This window comes from Vibrio sp. 2096 (genome assembly GCF_033339595.1).
Taxonomy (GTDB): Bacteria; Pseudomonadota; Gammaproteobacteria; order Enterobacterales; family Vibrionaceae; genus Vibrio; species Vibrio alginolyticus.
In genome coordinates, this window is sequence record NZ_JAWOUX010000002.1 from 562,605 (window position 1) to 581,630 (window position 19,026).

The 19,026-nt window shown below is 43.7% G+C and carries 15 protein-coding genes; 9 read left to right on the forward strand and 6 right to left on the reverse strand.

What is annotated here, in order from left to right:
- Positions 1–7: 7 nt before the first annotated feature.
- From R7Q41_RS05810 to R7Q41_RS05845, 8 genes are all read left to right on the forward strand, one after another.
- Positions 8–1,201, forward strand: a complete 1,194-nt coding sequence (locus R7Q41_RS05810; RefSeq protein WP_213971266.1) for an iron-containing alcohol dehydrogenase — start codon at positions 8–10, stop codon at positions 1,199–1,201.
- A 161-nt stretch (positions 1,202–1,362) separates the two neighbouring features.
- Complete coding sequence (locus R7Q41_RS05815; RefSeq protein ID WP_158156337.1) at positions 1,363–2,568, forward strand: aromatic amino acid transport family protein; 1,206 nt, start codon at positions 1,363–1,365, stop codon at positions 2,566–2,568.
- 274 nt (positions 2,569–2,842) lie between these two features.
- Positions 2,843–3,967 (forward strand): HD-GYP domain-containing protein, encoded by a 1,125-nt coding sequence (locus tag R7Q41_RS05820; RefSeq protein WP_054574122.1) that lies wholly within the window; start codon positions 2,843–2,845, stop codon positions 3,965–3,967.
- A gap of 87 nt (positions 3,968–4,054) precedes the next feature.
- On the forward strand, positions 4,055–4,273 hold the full coding sequence (locus tag R7Q41_RS05825) for a hypothetical protein (RefSeq protein ID WP_005377723.1): 219 nt from the start codon (positions 4,055–4,057) through the stop codon (positions 4,271–4,273).
- A 325-nt stretch (positions 4,274–4,598) separates the two neighbouring features.
- On the forward strand, positions 4,599–5,363 hold the full coding sequence (locus R7Q41_RS05830) for an ABC transporter ATP-binding protein (protein ID WP_005394180.1): 765 nt from the start codon (positions 4,599–4,601) through the stop codon (positions 5,361–5,363).
- Positions 5,364–5,373: 10 nt separating this feature from the next.
- The gene (locus R7Q41_RS05835; RefSeq protein WP_318108054.1) at positions 5,374–6,258 is read left to right on the forward strand and encodes an iron-siderophore ABC transporter substrate-binding protein; all 885 of its coding nucleotides are present in this window, start codon (positions 5,374–5,376) and stop codon (positions 6,256–6,258) included.
- Entirely contained in the window at positions 6,255–8,231 is a 1,977-nt protein-coding gene (gene fhuB, locus R7Q41_RS05840) for a Fe(3+)-hydroxamate ABC transporter permease FhuB (RefSeq protein WP_318108056.1), read from the forward strand. Before R7Q41_RS05835 ends, fhuB begins: the two co-directional genes overlap by 4 nt.
- A 200-nt stretch (positions 8,232–8,431) precedes the next feature.
- Positions 8,432–10,654: a TonB-dependent siderophore receptor gene (locus R7Q41_RS05845; protein WP_315957020.1), complete on the forward strand. Its 2,223-nt coding sequence runs from the start codon at positions 8,432–8,434 to the stop codon at positions 10,652–10,654.
- 42 nt (positions 10,655–10,696) lie between these two features.
- Here the strand turns inward: R7Q41_RS05845 and R7Q41_RS05850 are convergent, their stop codons facing one another.
- From R7Q41_RS05850 to R7Q41_RS05875, 6 genes are all read right to left on the reverse strand, one after another.
- Positions 10,697–11,245: a hypothetical protein gene (locus tag R7Q41_RS05850; RefSeq protein WP_017820633.1), complete on the reverse strand. Its 549-nt coding sequence runs from the start codon at positions 11,243–11,245 to the stop codon at positions 10,697–10,699.
- Between the two features lie 250 nt (positions 11,246–11,495).
- Entirely contained in the window at positions 11,496–13,271 is a 1,776-nt protein-coding gene (locus tag R7Q41_RS05855) for an ABC transporter transmembrane domain-containing protein (protein WP_169644495.1), read from the reverse strand.
- 3 nt (positions 13,272–13,274) lie between these two features.
- Positions 13,275–15,014 (reverse strand): ABC transporter transmembrane domain-containing protein, encoded by a 1,740-nt coding sequence (locus R7Q41_RS05860; RefSeq protein ID WP_065274505.1) that lies wholly within the window; start codon positions 15,012–15,014, stop codon positions 13,275–13,277.
- Between the two features lie 271 nt (positions 15,015–15,285).
- Positions 15,286–15,777: a type II secretion system protein gene (locus R7Q41_RS05865; RefSeq protein ID WP_005377704.1), complete on the reverse strand. Its 492-nt coding sequence runs from the start codon at positions 15,775–15,777 to the stop codon at positions 15,286–15,288.
- Between the two features lie 204 nt (positions 15,778–15,981).
- A complete protein-coding gene (locus R7Q41_RS05870; RefSeq protein ID WP_318144411.1) occupies positions 15,982–17,325 on the reverse strand; it encodes a sodium/glutamate symporter in 1,344 nt (447 codons plus the stop codon).
- A gap of 424 nt (positions 17,326–17,749) precedes the next feature.
- Complete coding sequence (locus R7Q41_RS05875; RefSeq protein ID WP_005389067.1) at positions 17,750–18,628, reverse strand: LysR family transcriptional regulator; 879 nt, start codon at positions 18,626–18,628, stop codon at positions 17,750–17,752.
- A 103-nt stretch (positions 18,629–18,731) separates the two neighbouring features.
- Between R7Q41_RS05875 and R7Q41_RS05880 the strand changes: the two genes are divergently transcribed.
- The gene (locus R7Q41_RS05880) at positions 18,732–19,019 is read left to right on the forward strand and encodes a putative quinol monooxygenase (RefSeq protein WP_169697506.1); all 288 of its coding nucleotides are present in this window, start codon (positions 18,732–18,734) and stop codon (positions 19,017–19,019) included.
- Positions 19,020–19,026: the final 7 nt, after the last annotated feature.

The window sequence follows — 19,026 nt, forward strand, 5'->3', positions numbered from 1 at the left end:
ATTTCGTATGTTGAAGCATCGTTTATATCGGACTTACACCGCAGGGTTAAAAATAGCAGCCCATATCCTTCCTATGCCGAGACCAACCTTGTTTTCCGGCCCTGGTTCGATGAATGAGCTATTAGAATCGATGACCGAGCTGGGATTTAAACGCGTTTTGTTAGTTACCGACGAAGGGTTAGTCCAAGTCGGTATTGTAGATAAGGTGCTTGAGGCAGCAGCACAACTCGATTTACAGTTAGATGTTTTCTCGCAAGTTAAGCCCGATCCTACCTATGATCAGGTAGAGAGCGGTCTAGAGGCTTATCATCGTTTTCATTGTGAGGGCATATTAGCTTTGGGTGGCGGCTCTGCAATGGATTGTGCAAAAGTTATCGCTGCGAAAGTTACCAATAAACGGCCAATAAAAAAATTAGCTGGACTATTGCAGGTATGGCGAATGCCAGCGCCGCTTTTTGCTATTCCAACAACGGCTGGAACCGGAAGTGAAGTTACTATCGCTGCGGTCGTGTCAGATCCCTCCTCACACATTAAAACCCCTTTAATGGATCCAAAGTTGGTGCCACTAATGGCAGCTTTAGATGCGAATTTAATGATTGGTTTACCTCCTAAGATCACGGCTGATACTGGCGTTGATGCATTAACCCACGCTATTGAGGCCTATGTATCGAAAAACGCTACTCAAGAAACGATGGCTTATTCGGTTGCCGCTATTAAACTCATTTTTAAATATCTTCCTAGGGCTGTGATGCAAGGGGATGATGTCGAAGCTCGTCATAAAATGGCTATGGCATCCTATTACGCGGGTTTAGCATTTACCAAAGCGAGTTTGGGTTATGTTCATGCCTTTGCTCACACATTCGGTGCGAGATATGGAATACCTCATGGTATGGCAAACGGATTAGCCTTGTTGCCTGTGCTGCGCTTTTCATTATCAGAGATTGAGCCTCAACTAAGAAAGCTCGATGAGTTGACGGCCGAGGGGCAGTTAGGTAACGCAAGTGCTCAGCATTTTTTGGCGAATCTGGAGTCCTTGTTTTCAACTATTGATATTGAGCAAACCAGTGCGCTCATTCAACGTGAAGATGCTGATGCGCTTGTTGATTTAATTCTGAAAGAGGCGCACTGGAATTACCCTGTTCCCAAGTTCATGAACAGGGAAGAATGCACACAGTTATTGTTAACTATCAGTAGGGTGTAAATTTTAGTTTACATGTGTGGTTTTTTATCCTTACACTTTGCTTGATCTTCTGCTAAAGATCCTACAATATCGACGGTAATACAAATATGGTGTTGGTTTCGGTGCGCCGTTGCCCGATCTAATACTGATAATTTCTAATAAAGTGTAAAGATTAATATACAATGAGTCGTTCTAAAGTATTCGGTAGTACGCTAATTATTGCGGGCACTACAATAGGCGCTGGTATGCTAGCGCTTCCACTTGCCTCTGCCGGCATTGGTTTTTCAACTTCTATTATCATCATGCTAGGCTTATGGGCTCTGATGGCTTTCACTGCCTTGCTTATGCTTGAGCTTCATCAACATGCGGAGAGTAGTGCTACACTTCATACTTTGGCGAAACAGATCCTAGGTCAAAAAGGCAAGTGGGTGGCAAGTTTTGCGATGTTGTTTCTTTTCTACTCGTTGTGTGCAGCGTATATCGCTGGCGGTGGTGCTCAGTTCGGAGACCGCCTTGCACAATGGTTTGACCTCGATATTTCAGGGCCTACATCAACGATAATCTTTACCTTAATTGTGACTTTAGTTGTGACAGTGGGTACCGGTACGGTCGATAAAGTAAACCGAGTACTGTTCGCGATGAAGCTCATTGCGATGGTTGCGGTGCTTTCTTTTCTTGCTCCAAACGTTACGGAATCTTACTTGTTAAGTATGCCAATCGAACAAGGCCTTGTTGTAGCGGCGATTCCGGTGATCTTTACTTCGTTTGGTTTCCACGGAAGTATACCTGCAATTGTGAATTACTTAGACGGTGACACTTCTTCTTTACGCAAAGCCGTTATTATTGGTTCGACGATTCCACTCGTTATTTATATCTTTTGGCAAATCGTGACGTTGGGTGTGGTTAGCCAAAGTACGCTTGTTGAGAACGGAGGGTTGAGCGCACTGATTGGTCAACTATCTCAGACAGTACACCAATCAAATTTGGGTAGCATTGTTGGTGTGTTTGCTGACTTGGCATTGTTGACATCGTTCCTTGGCGTGAGTTTGGGTCTATTCGAATTTTTGGGTGATACCATCAAAGGAAGTAACGATAAGCCTAATCGTTTGATTGCGGCACTAGTGACGTTTACTCCACCGCTAGGCTTCGCACTTTTCTATCCTCAAGGCTTTATTATGGCTTTGGGCTATGCAGCGATTGCCTTAGCGATTTTAGCCATCTTTTTGCCTTTGGTTATGGTGATCAAGGTTCGTAAATCGGATGATTTTACTGGGGAGTACCGCGTCGCAGGTGGTCATGGTGCGCTAGTGATAACGGGCATCGCTGGCACTGGCATCGTATTCGCTCAGGTGTTAATTACGCTGGGTGTGCTTCCTGCTCTAGGCTAGTTGTTCAGAACGTTCTTTGAATAACCTCTAGTTACTGAATCCATCGTAATCAATCAGTATTGTTAAGCCAACGAGTTTTGCTCGTTGGCTTTTTTAATCTGGATCAAATTACCGTAAGATATCCGGTGAAAAAATTGGTAGAAATGTGCTTTTATTTCGTACACTTAAGTTGTGGTATATCGATAGTTTAAGTGGAGAAAACCGCTCAAAATACCATTGAATTTGCAACACAATGAGCTTTTCTTGTTTCTCTGCTTTGGTGTGGAGGTGAAGCATGGCGCACCGGAGTTTTTACCCGTTTGCAAAACCGCTTAACGAGCAACTGCAAACGCTAAAAGGCAGGATGCAGGCGCACTTGCCATGTATTGATAGGGTGTCATTTGCAAAATATCACCCAGACCAAGATGTGCTCAAGTCATTTGCAGAAAGTGAGTTCGACACTTGGTGTTTAGCCCATCACGAATCAGCATTCCGTAAACTCCACCACCTTAATATTGCCTCTAAAAACGCGGTTCCTCGTATCGTCGAAGACCTTCATGATATTAATCACTGTCCTCGGGTTCAAATTTTACTCAAACACGGATATCAGTCGTCGGCTGCTATTCCTTGTTATGACAACAAAGCTTTTACTGGTTTTGTATTTTTGAACTCCACTCAACGTGATGCGTTTAGTTTAGAAGCGCTGAATGGTCTTAAACCTTATTTCGAAATGATTCGATTTGCGGTTGAATCAGAGACTCAAGTAGTCAATGCGATAGAAACGCTAGCGAACCGAATGCAATGTATGATGCCAGGCTATTCACCTGAGTATTACGCGCATACCAAACGCATGAAGTACTACAGTCAAATTATCGCAACGCAGTTAGCGGATCGTTATCACCTGAATGACGAAATGGTCGAAGATATTGGTATTTTTGCTCAGTTCCATGCGCTCGGTGATAGTCAGCTGCCAGTTGAAATTGCTAGCCGCCGAACAAATTACTCTCAAGAACAAGAGGCGATATTGATTCAACATATTGAGCGTTGTATCGATTCAGCGGATGACATAGTTGCCCGTATCGGAAATCCGGTTCACCCGAGTGTGACTTTGTTTTTGCAGATGGTTACTTATCAGTACGAAAACTTAAATGGCACTGGTTATCCTTATGGTTTAACCAATGATGATATACCAATCGCCGCGCAAATTACGGCTGTCGCGAATGCCTTTGATTTTATGACAACGCACCATCCGTACAGACAAGCGTGGTCCATCCCATACGCATTGTTAGAACTTGAAAAATGGGTATATCAGGGATGGTTATCTCGAGAATGTGTTGATGCTCTGCGAGAGCATCAAGGTTATATAAAGCAAATCATCCACAAATATCCCGAGCACTATACAGGCTTGGGGTTAATGTGAAGAGCAGTAACAAAGTTGAAATATTGACGAGGAGGAATATTTAAACAATACTGTTTTTATATACAGTAATGAGTTTGGAGGTGAAGTATGTTGTGGGAAACCCTTGAAAGAGTAAACCGCTTACGCCAACAAGCACTTGCAAATCCTGAGTTTGTTGAGTCAGCAAAAGAGCACGAACAAGCACTTCAGGAGCAAGAATACCATTATCAAACTAAGAAAAAGCGTTCAGCCAAAGACAAACAAGGTAAAAAGTCGCTGGCCGATATCTATAAAGAAGTAGAGTTTGGCGCTGACGCTCGTCATTAATGTATTCACTGCGGCATTTTTCATTTCTTCATACGCTGCAGTATTCGTTCAAATTTATTCGAGAGCAGTGTGAGACCGCTGCTCTCGTTGACCTGCCTATAATTTACTAATGAAGTTCAGCTGAGCAAATTATCACTAACACTTAGCAATTCTCTCAATGATCTTGTTGATGTAATGATAATGACAACGGTTTGCATTTGTATCTTTGTTGTTATATAAAACCTCCCTTATTAATCGTTCTGTTGAATAAGAACGGCAAACGTGATTAACGAATGAAAGCGATTGATTAGCTTTCATTTGTGAATGGCTATTAGGTGAAGTAGGGATGTTGGAAGCTAAAGCACTCCAGTTTGAGATTGAAGGCAAGTCATTGCTAAAAGCGTTTGATGTGACATTTGAACCTGGGAAAACATACGCTCTTGTTGGGCACAATGGTTCAGGAAAATCCACATTGTTAAAGTTGCTGGCACAGCAACAGCCATACACCGCTGGTGACGTGGTTCTGCATGGAACGAGCATTAACGATCTCTCAGCGAAAAAATTCGCCCAACACATTGCCTACTTGCCTCAGCATCTTCCGGTGACCGACAGTATTTTAGGTCGAGATTTAGTCGGTTTTGGTCGTTACCCATGGCATGGTTTACTTGGTCGTTTGAGCAAGAAAGATCATGACATTGTTGAAGAATCAATGGCGATGACAGGAACACTAAAATACGCAGATCGCTTAGTTGATACGCTATCTGGAGGAGAGCGCCAACGAGTGTGGCTAGCCATGCTATTAGCGCAAAAAACCGAGTATTTGCTTCTTGATGAGCCTTTGTCTGCGCTAGATATCAGCCATCAAGTCGATATGTTGAAGCTCATCTCTAAACTCAGTAAAGAGTTGGGTTTGGGCGTTATTATCGTATTGCACGACATCAACTTAGCGGCGCGCTTTTGCGATCATATCGTTGCATTACATCAAGGTGATTTGATTGCACAAGGCAATGTTGAACAGGTGTTTACTGAACCTAAGCTGAGGGACATATACGGGATAGAGATGAAGATCTCTGACCACCCTGCGGGTTATCCGGTGGCGATGCCAAGCTAGAGGTTGAATAATGAGCAGTACAAACACTCGACTTAAGCATTTCTCTTTCGCTCTCTCACTTAGTGCGCTTTTGGTCAGTTCCTTTCAAGCAGTAGCTGAGGCGTCACCTCGGGTGATGTCGGTTGATTGGACACAAACTGAAACGATGTTGGCGTTAGGGGTTGTGCCCGTAGGCGTCGCTCAAGGGCAAGATTACGATGCTTGGGTAAAATCGCCACCGTTACCACCTCAAACTAAGGATGTAGGGTTAAGAACTCAACCCAATATAGAGCGTATTTACGAGCTCAGACCTGACCGTATTTTTATTGCCCCGTACTTCTCCTCAATGAAGCATCGTTTAGTCGATATTGCCCCCGTTACCACGATTGACTTATATGAAAGCGGGATCACAGATTGGTCGGTACTTACTCGTTTCACTCGGAGGTTTGGTGAAGAGCTGGGAAGAGAAGCGGAAGCAGAGGCGCTTATCCAACAATATGAAAAACGTTTCTCTTTATTAAAACAGCGCATAAACAAAGACCAGCCGCCGCTTTTAATGATTCAGTTTATGGATACAAAGCACGTACGTGTTTTTGGTCAAAATAGTCTTTACTCCCAGGCTATCGAAAAGATTGGGCTGAGTAATGCATGGAATGAAAAGACGAATAGCTGGGGCTTCAGCCTAGTTGGCATCGACAAGTTAGCTGGCATAAAAGCTCAAATCGTTATCGTAGAGCCATTACCTTATGGTGGAGCGGAGCGGCTCTCTCAAGACCCATTTTGGCAATATGTTGTTCAACAATCTGGTGAAAAGGTCATGCAAGTCGCGCCCGTTTGGAGTTTTGGTTCTATGCCTTCAGCCCTCCGTTTCGCAGAGTTAGTTACGGCGAGTAAGGTCGAGGAGTTAACACAATGAAAACGATGCCTTTAAGCTTTGTGGTGTTACTTTCGGCATTTACCTTTTCTATTGGTGCTTTCCAATTGTACCAAGTAAGCTCATTTTCGTTGGCTCTAAGCAGTTTATGGGAGCCTAACTTTCAATCTATCGATTCTGTTTTACTTCACTTTAGCTGGTGGCCTCGAGTCTTCACCACGATTATATCTGGTGCTGGATTAGCGGTTGCTGGGGTATTGATGCAGCAAGTGCTGCGTAACCCTCTCGCTTCACCCACGACACTTGGTGTGGCGAGCGGTTCAAGTTTTGCTTTGATGTTAGCTACGCTATTCGCACCTTGGATGTTGGATATCGCGCCTAATTTGGTTGCTCTCATCGGCGGTGTGATATCGATGGGGTTGGTGATGTTGTTGTCATGGCGACGAGCGTTATCTCCAACGGTTGTCGTCGTTTCTGGGTTAGTGATAAACCTGTACTTTGCATCATTAAGTACGGTTATTCTGATGATGAATACCGAAAAGCTGAATGGGTTAATGATATGGGGAGCCGGTTCGCTTGTTCAGAGTGGATGGGGAGATTTCTCGTATCTTGCACCTCGAATCGCACTTGCTACGGTTATCGCATTTGTGATTGCAAAGCCGTTAAGTCTGTTGGAACTCTCCGAGCAAGGTGCCAAGAGTTTAGGTGTCTCGTTAGCTAAGTTGCGTTTTGTCTGTCTTGGGCTTGCGGTGTTAATCACTTCTTGGGTGGTTTCTGCCGTAGGAATCATCGGTTTCATCGGGTTAGCGGCGCCAGCGATTACTCGATTGATAGGTATCAATAAAATCCAGCATAAGCTTTGGGTATCAATGCTGATTGGTGCCATGTTATTGACTTTAACCGATTTGGTTATTCAGCAACTGCCAGGGCTAATGGCGAGTTTTATACCAACGGGAGCAGCAACGGCTGCATTGGGCGCTCCGTTACTGTTATGGCTGTTACCTCGTTTATCACAAAAGACGCAGGGCCATACTCAAACAGTGTTAACTCGACACCGTCAACATGTTTACAAGCTAAACCCTAAAGCGATCTCATTGGCGTTGATCGGTACGTTAATTTCCGTTGTCCTTTTTGCCACGGTTGCTGTGCAAAATGAAGGGTGGACAAACTTATTTGCTAGCCAAAATTGGATTTTTTTGGAATGGCGCGCACCTAGATTATTTGCAGCAGCAATTGCGGGGGCAATGTTAGCGATTGCTGGAACCATGATTCAACGCCTAAGTGGAAACCCAATGGCAAGTCCTGAAGTGATCGGTATCAGTTCAGGGACAGCGATGGGATTGATCATCGCGATGTTTACTGGGTTTGGTTCGTCAATTTTCACTCTTTCTCTAGGCGGGCTCGTAGGCGCATTAGCGACGGTATTAGTCATTGTGCTGCTAAACCGTAAGTCAGGCTTTCAGCCGGAGCGTATTTTGTTGACTGGTATTGCAATAACCGCACTGATGAATGCAATACAGAGCTTTATTCTAGCCACTGGTGACCCAAGAAGTTATCAAGCATTGGGTTGGTTGTCTGGGTCTACCTACTATGTCTCGGTTGAAACGTTACTCCCATTGTCTTTATCTGCGCTTGTCTTTATAGGGTTGAGTTTTCTCTGCGTAAGATGGCTAGATATTCTTCCTGTCGGTGCCGCTTCCTCTAAAGCACTTGGAATTCGAGTTGATCGTTCACGCGCAATACTGCTTCTTTTAGTTGCTTGTCTCACGGTCAGTGCGACATTGGTTGTTGGCCCGATTAGCTTTGTTGGGTTGTTGGCTCCGCATTTAGCTCGCTTATTTGGTTTTAACAAAGCGTCACAACACATGTTATGCGCCGCGATACTGGGGGCAGGGGTGATGTTGTTGGCTGATTGGTTGGGACGACAGGTCCTTTACCCGCAAGAAATACCAACAGGGCTTATGGCGTCTCTCATTGGCGGTTTGTATTTAATGTGGGGTTTACGCCGCTTATAGAAATGAGCTAAGCCTCAACCAAGAAAGTACTTATACAAATAAGCACTCGTAGTGGCATTCGTAACCTATGCGAGTGCTTTATGCAAAACCTCTGGTTTGTCTTTTACGGAAACAACTGGCGATGCCGTAACTCGCTTTTCTTTCAGCGGTCGCTGAAGTCATGAAGGGTTGGTTTGGCTGCCGACAAAAAGGAGAAGAATATGACTCGGCAGTTTATGCTGACACCAACGTCGATGGCGGTTGTATTAGCTTTATCAACGCCAAATGTCTTGGCTCAGGAAGATGAAAATATAGTTGTGATTGGCCAGCAGCAAGACAGTGCAGTTGGTCCAGATTTTAGTTATCTCGGAGCGAAGAGTCGGGCAGCGACGAAAACTGATATTGCTATCAATGAGACTCCAAGAGCGGTGTCTGTTGTTACGCGAGAGCAAATGGATGATCGTGCCTCTATTAGCATTTCTGACGCACTACAGTACACACCAAGCATTCAAACTAATTATTTCGGCGAAGATAACAAGCAAGATTGGTTTATTATTCGTGGTTTTAAACAAGCGAACAGCGGGTTGTATCAAGATGGTACCCGTTTATATTCTTCTGGCTTCTATAGTTGGCAAATAGATCCGTTTGCGTTAGAGAGGGTTGAAGTTTTACGTGGTGCAGCGTCTGTTCTTTATGGGCAAAACCCTCCAGGTGGGGTTATCAATGTTGTCAGTAAGCGACCTCAATTTGATGGGGGGTCAGGACTTGTATCTTTGGAGTACGGTTCTGAAGACCGTAAACAACTTTCTCTTGACGTAAACTCTGAGGTGAGTGAGCAGCTAGCTTTCCGCTTTCAAGGGTTAGCGAGAAAAAATGGGACGAGAATTAGTGGGGTAGAAGCAGAGCGCATTCTTCTCTCTCCATCGATGACGTACAAATTTAATGAGACGTCTGAAATTACCTTTCTAACGAGCTATCAAAAAGACGACTCAGATCCTTATCTGCAATTTTTGCCAGTTGAAGGAACGTTAACGCCAAACAAAAATGGAAAGATCAGTGATAGTTTAGCGATAGGCAATCCTAACTGGGAGACGTTTGAGCGTGAGCAGGTGTCTTTAGGCTATGAGTTTTCTCATGCATTTAATGATACCACTTCATTTGTTCAAGCAGCTCGTTACAGCGAAATGGATGTTAAGCTAAGACAAATGTATTCGTACGTTTACTCGGCTGACGTGCCTGCGTTGGGGCCGGCTTTGGACCCATCAAATGAACGCAAAACCATACTTCGGGGTGCTTCAACAGAAGATGGGTCATCTGATGCTTTTAATATCGATAATCGTTTGATGCACCAAGTAAATGGGGGAAGTGTTGAGCATAACTTGATGTTGGGCATAGATTTTCAAATGATCAGTATCGATGGTAAAGATTTTGCCAATGACCCTATAGTTGCTGATGGTAATGCATTATTAAACACACCAATGGGAGCTTTGCCCGATCCTAGGTTTAATGTATTTAATCCTACTTATTCGGATAACATAATGTTACTCGATCCGAATACGCTACAACCATTGAGCGAAACCGATAAACAAAGAACGAAAATCGATAATCAGCAGCTCGGCGTCTACTTTCAAGATCATATGCTGATCAACGATAAATGGGCGATGTTATTGGGCGCACGTTACGACGATACAAGTAATGAAGTACATAATGTTACCACGGGTGCTCGCACGAAAGTCGATAATGGAGAGTGGACGTTTAGCGTGGGAACGGCTTATATTTCTAATTCTGGCTTCACGCCATACTTTAGTTACTCTCAGTACTTTGATCCAATTATTCAAGAAGACAGCAATGGTAAGCCAGCGAAGCCTGAAAGCGGTGATCAATTTGAAATCGGTATGAAATACCAACCGGATTCATTTGATGGCTATTTCAATATTGCAACGTATCGGGCAACAAAAGAAAACTTGGCTCGTATCTACTTGAGTGAATTAACGCAAATAGGAAAAATAGAAAATAACGGCGTTGAGTTTGAAGCTGTAGCTAATGTGACACCATCCTTAACATTGATCGGGAACATTGCGTACGTTGATGCAGAGATAAAAGAAGACATCAATAAGGCATGGGTTGGCAAAACACCTTCCCAAGTGGCGAATACCGTATCATCAGCTTGGGCACATTATCGTTTCTTTGATGGACCTCTTGATGGCTTTGCTGTTGGCTTAGGCGCGCGCTATACAGGTGAGTCATACGGAGACAATGAAGAGAGACTAAAAGTACCAAGTTATTTCTTAATGGATGCGACGGTCAGTTATCGAATCGGCGATTACAAGCTACAAGTCGCAGCTAAAAACATCGCGGATAAAAAGTACATAGCGACATGTGATGGTTTTTGTTGGTATGGCGACCGACAAAATGTTATTGCAAGTTTAACTTACGACTGGTGAGTTAACGTATAAATAAACACCCCTAACTTTAGGGGTGTTTATTTAGAAATCGGCTTTACGGACAAAGTGCGGGTTTTTGTACTTTTTCTGCGGACCAAACGATGATACGACAAGTTTGTTCCATAATGTTTTGTCAAACTCACCCTTTGGAATCGAAGGGTAGAGGGTTTCCTCTTCTTCTCTTGCAAAGTTCATATATTGTTTCTTTTTAATTTGATTGTACTTTTTGGCGATCTGGTTATGTTTTCTTACCCACTCCAGCTTGTAATTGTGGAGCACTTTTTCACCATCTTCGAGACTCATTCGAGATAGGAACAGTCGCTTGTATGAGACCTTTCTGTCCAGCATTGTGCGCATAACGGTTTGGATATATTTACCGTGATGCGTAATGGTAATGTCGTTTTCATCAACAGGAGTGACACACCAGCCTTTAGGTAAAAAGTCTGGCTTCTTAAATTGCTTATTACGCTCCATTAGCGCCTGATGTAAAACTAAATCAGAGGTGCCGCGGAACGTCTTTTGCCATTTACCGATACGAATTTGAATCGAACCAGGCAAGCGATAGATGTTAGTAAACTTATCTTTGTCCATGGACTTGTGTCATGAGATTAATGTGCATAATTAGAAAGCGGAATTCAGCCCAATGCCACAGGCAGTAGACTTAAGTACCGTACGATTTTACAACGACCTTGCGTGATATAGCGAGGGGTTATGTCAATAATAGGTAAGAAATAGAAAATTAGTTCACATTATGAAGAAATTGGAAGCTTACAAGGCTAAATTTTGAAGTTACACCAATTATGCCCATGCCGACTAAATAAAAGAAGGCACGGGCATAAAATCACACCGCTTCTTCGAGTTGCTTGGTGTCTTCTTCAATCTGTTGTAGGTGTCGGTTTGCTTGCTGTAACTGATACATTTGAGCATAACGACCATTTTGCGTTAAGAGTGCTTTGTGTGTGCCTTTCTCGACTAACTCCCCATGATGAAGAACAATGATTTGGTCTGCATCTAAGATAGTTGAAAGCCGATGAGCAATAACAACGAGCGTCATGTCTTGTCTGAGGACCGCCAAGCTCTTTTGGATTAAAGCCTCTGTTCCTGAGTCAATATTTGCGGTTGCTTCATCTAATATCAATATCTTAGGTTTTACCACAAGCACACGTGCTAACGCCAAAAGCTGTTTCTGACCTGCAGATAAATTAGTTTCGCCTTGACCTAACTGCGTGTCTAGCCCGTTAGGGTAACGATGAATTTGTTCTGCCAAACCTACCTTGTCTAACGCATCCCATATTTGATTGTCATCAACCGCCCGACTGAGAGAGATGTTTTCTCTGACTGAAGCAGGGAGAATATGTGGATCTTGTTGAACCATTGCCACATCTTTGCGAAGTACGTCTTTCCCTAATGTTTTAAGTGGACGACCATCTATGAGCAGTTCACCACATTGCGTTGGATAAAAGCCCATTAACAGTGACGCTAATGTGCTTTTACCGCTTCCTGTATGCCCGACAAGCGCGATAAAGTCTTGGTGGTTGGCCTTCAACGAAATGTCTTTTAGGACGTCCTGTTTACCATCGTAGCTAAATGTGAGGTCTTTAAGTTCGATAGCACCTGACCTTAATGGTTGATGATCGCCCCCGTAAGTTTGTTCTTTCGCATCAATCAATTCAAAAACACGTTCGCTTGATACTAACGCCTGCTGAAGTAGAGCAAGTTGCTGAGTCATCTCAATTAGTGGTTCAGTAACTCGCGCAAGATAACTGATAAATGCATACAGTACCCCCACACCAATCAACTCAATACCATTAAAACCAAAGATCGCAACCAAGCAAAGCAACGCAAGACCAGCGAGCAAATCCATTAAGGGTCTTAGCAGATAGCCGTTTAGCCGAATCACTCGTTTAGATGCCACCAGATGCTCTGCGGTTAGCTCGTTGAACTGTTTATTAAAACGCTCTTCTTGTTGCATTAATTGAATGACACTCATCCCTTGAATGGATTCACTCAGATTCGCATTTATATCAGTCAATAGGTCACGCATCTTTCGGTAGCTTTCTGTACTTAGCTGCTTAAACAAGTACATAAAGCCGATGACGATCGGCAGCAATACAAGCACAACGAGTGTGAGCTTCCAACTCATGAAAAACATAACGCCAAGCATTACGACAATCATGACCACGTTTTTCACCACGGTCGCGATCAAAAGCTCATAAAATTGCTGTAAAGATTCCGTATCGTTGGTGATTCGCGACACCAATTTTCCAGCAGGCGTGTAATCAAACGCAGATAACGGCTGCTTAATCACGCCAGAAAATACTTGCTTACGAATCGCTTTGATCGTGTTAGCCGCGACAATGCTAAATTGCAATGACTGAAAATACTGGAATGTTGCCGATACGATCTGAAGAGCGATATAACCTACTGCTAGCGAAATCAGAACATTTTGTGAATAGTCACCTTTAGCGATGTGCTCATCAATGAAATATTGAATCAACCAAGGGCCGCCGGCGCTAGCTAACGCTGCAATAAACAGCAAGGCGAGTCCTTTAATCATTGGCTTTGGTTGAGATAATGGGTAAGACATTAACCGTTTAAACGTGCTGGTCTGGTTCATTCATTATTCCTCCATCGCCTGTTCTAGTTTTTGGTACTCGAACATTTCGGCGTACCATCCCTGATGCGCTAATAAAGCGCTATGTTGCCCACGTTCAGTAATGTGGCCGTGATTCAAGACAATGATCTCGTCTGCTGCTTCCAATGCGGTGAGGCGGTGTGCAATAACGATTAGGGCTTGATCACGGTAGTGTGTTTCCAAATTCTTAAGGATTTGATGTTCGGTCCGTCCATCAACAGCGGAAAGTGCATCGTCCAAAACCAACACTTGGGCATTCAGCAGCATAGCGCGTGCTATCGCAATACGTTGTTTTTGCCCGCCGGAGAGTGTAATGCCTTTTTCACCAACTTCTGTTTGGTAGCCTTCAGGAAACTTCTCAATATCGTCATGTATACAGGCTAACTTTGCTGCTCTATAGACTTCTTCTTTCTCTGCATTAGGGTTGCCTAAGGCAATATTGTCGAAGATAGATTTGGAGAATAGAAACGGACTTTGGTTAACGACAGCAAAACGGTTGCGCCACTGTGGAAGTAGGGCATCCTTGATCTCGACATCACCGAATTTAATTGAGCCGTTTTCTAAATCATGTTGACGCAAAAGTAGTGTTAACAGGGTCGATTTTCCGCTTCCTACCGGCCCTGCAACTCCCAACATTTTTCCGGGTTCCAGTTCGATGTTTACTTCCGTCAAAGCGGGCGGTAAATCACTAGACCAATGGAAATCGTCGATATCAATTTTTAACGGAAGTGGTTTATTTTCTATTGGCTTATTGCCACTGATAATTTCTGGCTTTTCATCAAAGATCTCTTGTAATCGGTTCCATGCAGCAGAGCCTCTTTCTAAAATGTTAAATAGGAATGCGAATGCCAGCATCGGCCATATCATCAACCCTAAATACATCGTAAATGCGGTCAGATCACCAAGCGTGATCTCACCTTTATCAACAAGGTAAGCACCAGCAGCGACACTAAGAAGGAAAGAAAGACCGATGGTTAACTGAATTGCCGGGTCAAATCTAGCATCGACTCTTGCGACAGCGATGTTCTTTTCGCCAGTATCATCCACAACCTCTTCAAAACGTTGCTGCTCTTGGTTTTCTAATCCGAAAGCACGCAGCATTCGCACGCCATTAAGTGACTCTTGTGTCATGTCTGACATGGTAGAAAAGGCTTCCTGAGCGACACGAAAGCGTTGATGTAGGATACGCACAATAAAGAAGATGATGATGGCAAGAAATGGCATTGGAAGAAGCGCCATTACGGTGAGCTTCCAGCTTACTTGCGTTACCATAATGATTAAAACCGCAATACCAGTGATCAAAGAGTCTGCGGCGGTTAAAACCCCTTCGCCGGCAGTCATAACGATATTACGCACATCATTAGTGCCACGAGCCATCAGATCCCCCGTCTTGTAACGTTCAAAAAAACGAGGTGGCTGTGTCGATAAATGCCTATATAGACGGTTACGTAGAATGGTCCCGAGCTCCCAGCTTGCGCCGAAAAGCCAAATTCGCCATAAGATGCGACACCCATAAATAGTAAAGATCAGTACAGTTAACCCTGAGAGCCATAGAATCAGCGTATTTGTATCTAAAGTGTTGTCTACGACGCCATCAACTATGATGCCAACTGCTTTGGGCGGAACAAGCTGTAGTGCTGATATAACAGCGAAAAGCAGAATGGATCCGACATAGTGCCTCCACTTTTGTTGGAAATACCAACGTAGCTGCCAGAATATTCTCATTACGCCTCCCGCTTTAAATTATTGAATTTGTTATAGAACTATTATTGAGCGAAATGATGAGTTTACAAGCACAAGTTATAGGCGGGTTTAAAAACGATAGATTGTTTCAATTATAGCCATGTGTCGGCGCAAATTACTGGTTTTATCTCTATGAGCTCATTGTGCGACGACATTATGTGAAATAGTTGTTAATGATGGTTTTGGAGCCATTACCTTGCAATAACGATGAAGACACCAAAAGTAAAAGTGTTACTGCCACTCTCTATGGGAATTAGCAATCGTCAGTTTGTATTTTGTATTTCACTTGGCCACCAGGAGTTTCTGGGTAGTAAACTTCGACATAACACATATGTTCTGGACCAACAGGCTTGTTTGCAAAACCAATAAGGAAGTAGGGCTCGTCTGGGCTATCTACCCCATACCAAGTGTTGATAGTGAGTTGCGGATCAAAGCCTGCTAGCTCTTTTGCTGGAATAACATTTTTGATAAATCCAAAGTAACCAATTAGGTCGTTATGGCCGTCATTATCTAGATCAATGTTATATTGTATGCCGCCATCTACTGTCTCTTGAGATTGAATCACTGCTTTGGTGTAGACAAAGTTGTTGGCGGTCATGAGTGCTTCTCTGGCTCCATATAGAACCGCCACTCTGGCATCTTTTTGTAAGCCAAGAAATTTAGGAAATGCAACGACGCTTACAATACCAAGAATGATGATGCACACAATGAGTTCAATAAGAGTAAATCCTTGAGAGCGACGCACAGCCTTTCTCCATGTTTTAGAAACGAATAGGCGGCTATTCTGATATAGAAACTTTCAGGTCAAGTATTAAAAAAGAATGATAGTAAGAGATCGGGATTGCAAATCTCAAATATAAAACAAGTTGCTTATTTTCGAGATGAGGAGTGATTTTGATAAAAACCAAGGAATGAACTCGAGAGGATAAAATCCTCCCGAGTAAAGCGACTAAGATTCGTGTGTCAGAGCACTGCTGTTACGTTTAAAAATGAATCGCCAAATAAATAAGACAATTGCGATGTAACCTAATCCTACACCAAGCGCTTGCCAGTGCATGCCGTTATACATCGCGATTGGCATCAAAGAGATGATGAAGATGTCAGTGATTGAGCCTGGGACATAAGCGATGGCGTAATCATCAAGTACCTTGCTACGCATCTTTGGATCAACAATACGAAGTAGAGCAATGCCCATAGCTACCGTACCGGTCAACCAACCCCAAGAGAAGATGCCTTTCTCAAACCAATCTTCACCCATGATTCGCGGCGCTACCCAAAAGATTAACCAAAGTGTGAAACTTACACCGCCGATTGCAAGCACTACCATCGGCATTAAATACTGGGCTAGGACGGTAATCTTGATGGCTGAGATACCAAAGATAATCAAATAATCGGTACTGATGCCCGCAGCGTGTTTGAATGCACCGTCACAAAGATAGCGTGAAGCTTTCGTTTGTTTCGCGACGATTCGCACGAGCATGCCGCAAAGGAAGCCAGTTACGAACGTAGGGATTTGTACCTTATCGTGGAAAGAGGATAAGTAGTTAGCCGCTACATACGAGAAAGCTGTTACCACTACAACCAACGCCGCGTGAATCGCAAAAGAATCAACCGACAGGGAAGACATGGTGTCTTTCATTACCGGCTCTTGATCATCAGGCTTAACGAGCCCCTTGCGTTCGTGTTCATCCATGCTATCGAATGTCGTAAAGCTACGAATCCAACCCATCTTCAATGCGAATTGCAGCATGAGCATGCCGACAGAAATTGAAATGAAAATACCCACGGTTGCGAACGTTAAGCCAAGTGTGAAGCCATCTTCCCAGCCAAGCCCCGTGAAGATTTCACCAACAACAGATGCAGAGCCATGTCCGCCCATAAAACCCGCAGACATTGTCACACCAAAGCCGGGATTAATCTCTGGCCAGAAGAAGGTTGTGAGAACTAGACCAAACATTGCCGCAAACAACCACTGAGAAACAGAAGCGATTTGGTTAAACGCCCACAATGAGCCAGCACGCTGTGCGACGGCTTTAGGTGATGGAACATCCGTTGCCAGACCTAACGCAGAAAAAAGTGCAGCAGTTAATAGGCTTGCGTTAGCGGTAAACGTATCGGTCCAAGGCAGTACGTCTAACAGGGCTGGTCCAAAAATTAGACCGAATAATCCTGCGAGAACCGCCGATGGAATGTACATACGCTGTAGTAATGGCGCGTGAACGCGAATGACTTTTGCCAAAATCAATAGTAAGCCAGCGATGGCTAAGTCAGTCAGCATTAGACCTTTAGGCATCTTATCCTCCAGTAAATGCAGTCAAGGGGTAGCGTCCTTGTGACCTACCTTGAATAAAAATCTCTCTCAAGCCAAAAAGCCACATACGTGACTAAAAGCGTTGAGAAATCAATGTCGTTTTCATAAGCAAAGGAATGTGCTTATGCAATTTGAAATGAGTGTAAATGTTGTGATTGCACACGAACAGGAAGAGAAATTAGATTAAATTTCTCGATATTTTTTGATAGTTCACTCAGGAAAGGCGGCAATCCTAGTCACTTTGTCAGAGCAATGCAATTGGTGTGAATCAATAAATTATGCCTAGTTATGGGTGTTTCTGACTAACAACATGAAAAATAAAGACAATTAACAAGCAATAATATTTGTTGTATCGACAACAAAAGTTGATTGAGTGGTTAAATTGTCGCCGCTTTATGAGGTGGCGTTACGGATTCACATGCGAAAGAACAAAATCAACCAAGGTGCGGTTTTTAAGGGAAAGCTGTTTTGAACGGTAAAGCAGGTGGATCGGTTTTGGCTTGGGAGCATGTTGCTGGAGAATTTCTACCAAGGCACCAGATTGGATTTCCTGCTCAACTAAGATCTTTGGTTGCAGAAGAACACCAGAGCCTTTTAACGCAGCAAACTTAAGCACATCACCATTGTTAGACGTTAATCGGGTGTTACTGTTTCCAAAGGTATTAGATGGCATGTTCACCACTTGTTGGCTTTCTCCTTGGTGATACTGAAACCCCAAACAATGATGATGTTCAAGGTCATCAAGCGATTGGATAGGGGCATGTTGTTCAAGGTAAGAGGGTGAGGCGCAGTAAGTCATGTGGTATTCACCCAATTTTCTCGCGACTAACGACGAATCGACCAACTCACCGATTCGAATAATCACGTCAGCTTCGCTTCGATATGGGTCAATCAAATTGTTGTCCAACATCAGCTCAACGTTCAAATCGGGAAATTCAGCTAAGAAGTCAGCCACGATAGGAGCAATGACCTTTTTGCCATACGTGACAGGGCAGTTAACTTTTACAGTTCCGGTTGGACGGTTGATCAGCGTCTGGATCAGGTTCTCTGCGTTGGTGATGTCTTCAATAATGCGGTGGCACTCTTGGTAGTAGAGTCTGCCAGCTTCGGTCAGGGACTGTTTACGCGTGGTGCGATGAATCAGCTGTGTACCTAAGCTTTGCTCAAGAAAGCTCACGTGCTTGCCAACCATAGTCGGTGAAATATCAAAGTGGTGTGCAGCATTACGAAAGCTGCCGTGTTCGACCACGTAAGCGAAAACTTTCATGCTTGTTAATTTATCCATTGCACACCCAGAGTTGATAAAGAAATAACTAAAGCAGAGTTTATCAATCAAACGAGGTTAATTACAGTGGGCGTATGATTAAGAATGGAGAAAGAGATCCATCATGAATGAGACGATTTTTGTTACCGCCGAACTGAAAATGAATGCCGATAAGCCAAGACAACAAGTGGTTGAAGCCATTGAACAATTTTGCCTTGATATGCAAAGCGAAGCGGGGTGCTTGCAAGCGAATGCGACCTACGATTCTAAAGCTCCACAACGTGTGATTCTTTGGGAGCGATATGAAAACCGCGCCGCGATTGAAGCGCATTTTGCTATGCCGCATACACAAGCGTTTATTGCGGCTGAAATGGCAGAGTTAGTTCAAGCATTCGAAACCCAAGCTCAATAGGAGACGT

Bases quoted from the DNA above. Each gene is read 5' to 3' on its own strand.
- R7Q41_RS05810 (WP_213971266.1), top strand. From the start codon at position 8: ATGTTGAAGCATCGTTTATATCGGACTTACACCGCAGGGTTAAAAATA.
- R7Q41_RS05815 (WP_158156337.1), top strand. From the start codon at position 1,363: ATGAGTCGTTCTAAAGTATTCGGTAGTACGCTAATTATTGCGGGCACT.
- R7Q41_RS05820 (WP_054574122.1), top strand. From the start codon at position 2,843: ATGGCGCACCGGAGTTTTTACCCGTTTGCAAAACCGCTTAACGAGCAA.
- R7Q41_RS05825 (WP_005377723.1), top strand. From the start codon at position 4,055: ATGTTGTGGGAAACCCTTGAAAGAGTAAACCGCTTACGCCAACAAGCA.
- R7Q41_RS05830 (WP_005394180.1), top strand. From the start codon at position 4,599: ATGTTGGAAGCTAAAGCACTCCAGTTTGAGATTGAAGGCAAGTCATTG.
- R7Q41_RS05835 (WP_318108054.1), top strand. From the start codon at position 5,374: ATGAGCAGTACAAACACTCGACTTAAGCATTTCTCTTTCGCTCTCTCA.
- fhuB (WP_318108056.1), top strand. From the start codon at position 6,255: ATGAAAACGATGCCTTTAAGCTTTGTGGTGTTACTTTCGGCATTTACC.
- R7Q41_RS05845 (WP_315957020.1), top strand. From the start codon at position 8,432: ATGACTCGGCAGTTTATGCTGACACCAACGTCGATGGCGGTTGTATTA.
- R7Q41_RS05850 (WP_017820633.1), bottom strand. From the start codon at position 11,245: ATGGACAAAGATAAGTTTACTAACATCTATCGCTTGCCTGGTTCGATT.
- R7Q41_RS05855 (WP_169644495.1), bottom strand. From the start codon at position 13,271: ATGAACCAGACCAGCACGTTTAAACGGTTAATGTCTTACCCATTATCT.
- R7Q41_RS05860 (WP_065274505.1), bottom strand. From the start codon at position 15,014: ATGAGAATATTCTGGCAGCTACGTTGGTATTTCCAACAAAAGTGGAGG.
- R7Q41_RS05870 (WP_318144411.1), bottom strand. From the start codon at position 17,325: ATGCCTAAAGGTCTAATGCTGACTGACTTAGCCATCGCTGGCTTACTA.
- R7Q41_RS05875 (WP_005389067.1), bottom strand. From the start codon at position 18,628: ATGGATAAATTAACAAGCATGAAAGTTTTCGCTTACGTGGTCGAACAC.
- R7Q41_RS05880 (WP_169697506.1), top strand. From the start codon at position 18,732: ATGAATGAGACGATTTTTGTTACCGCCGAACTGAAAATGAATGCCGAT.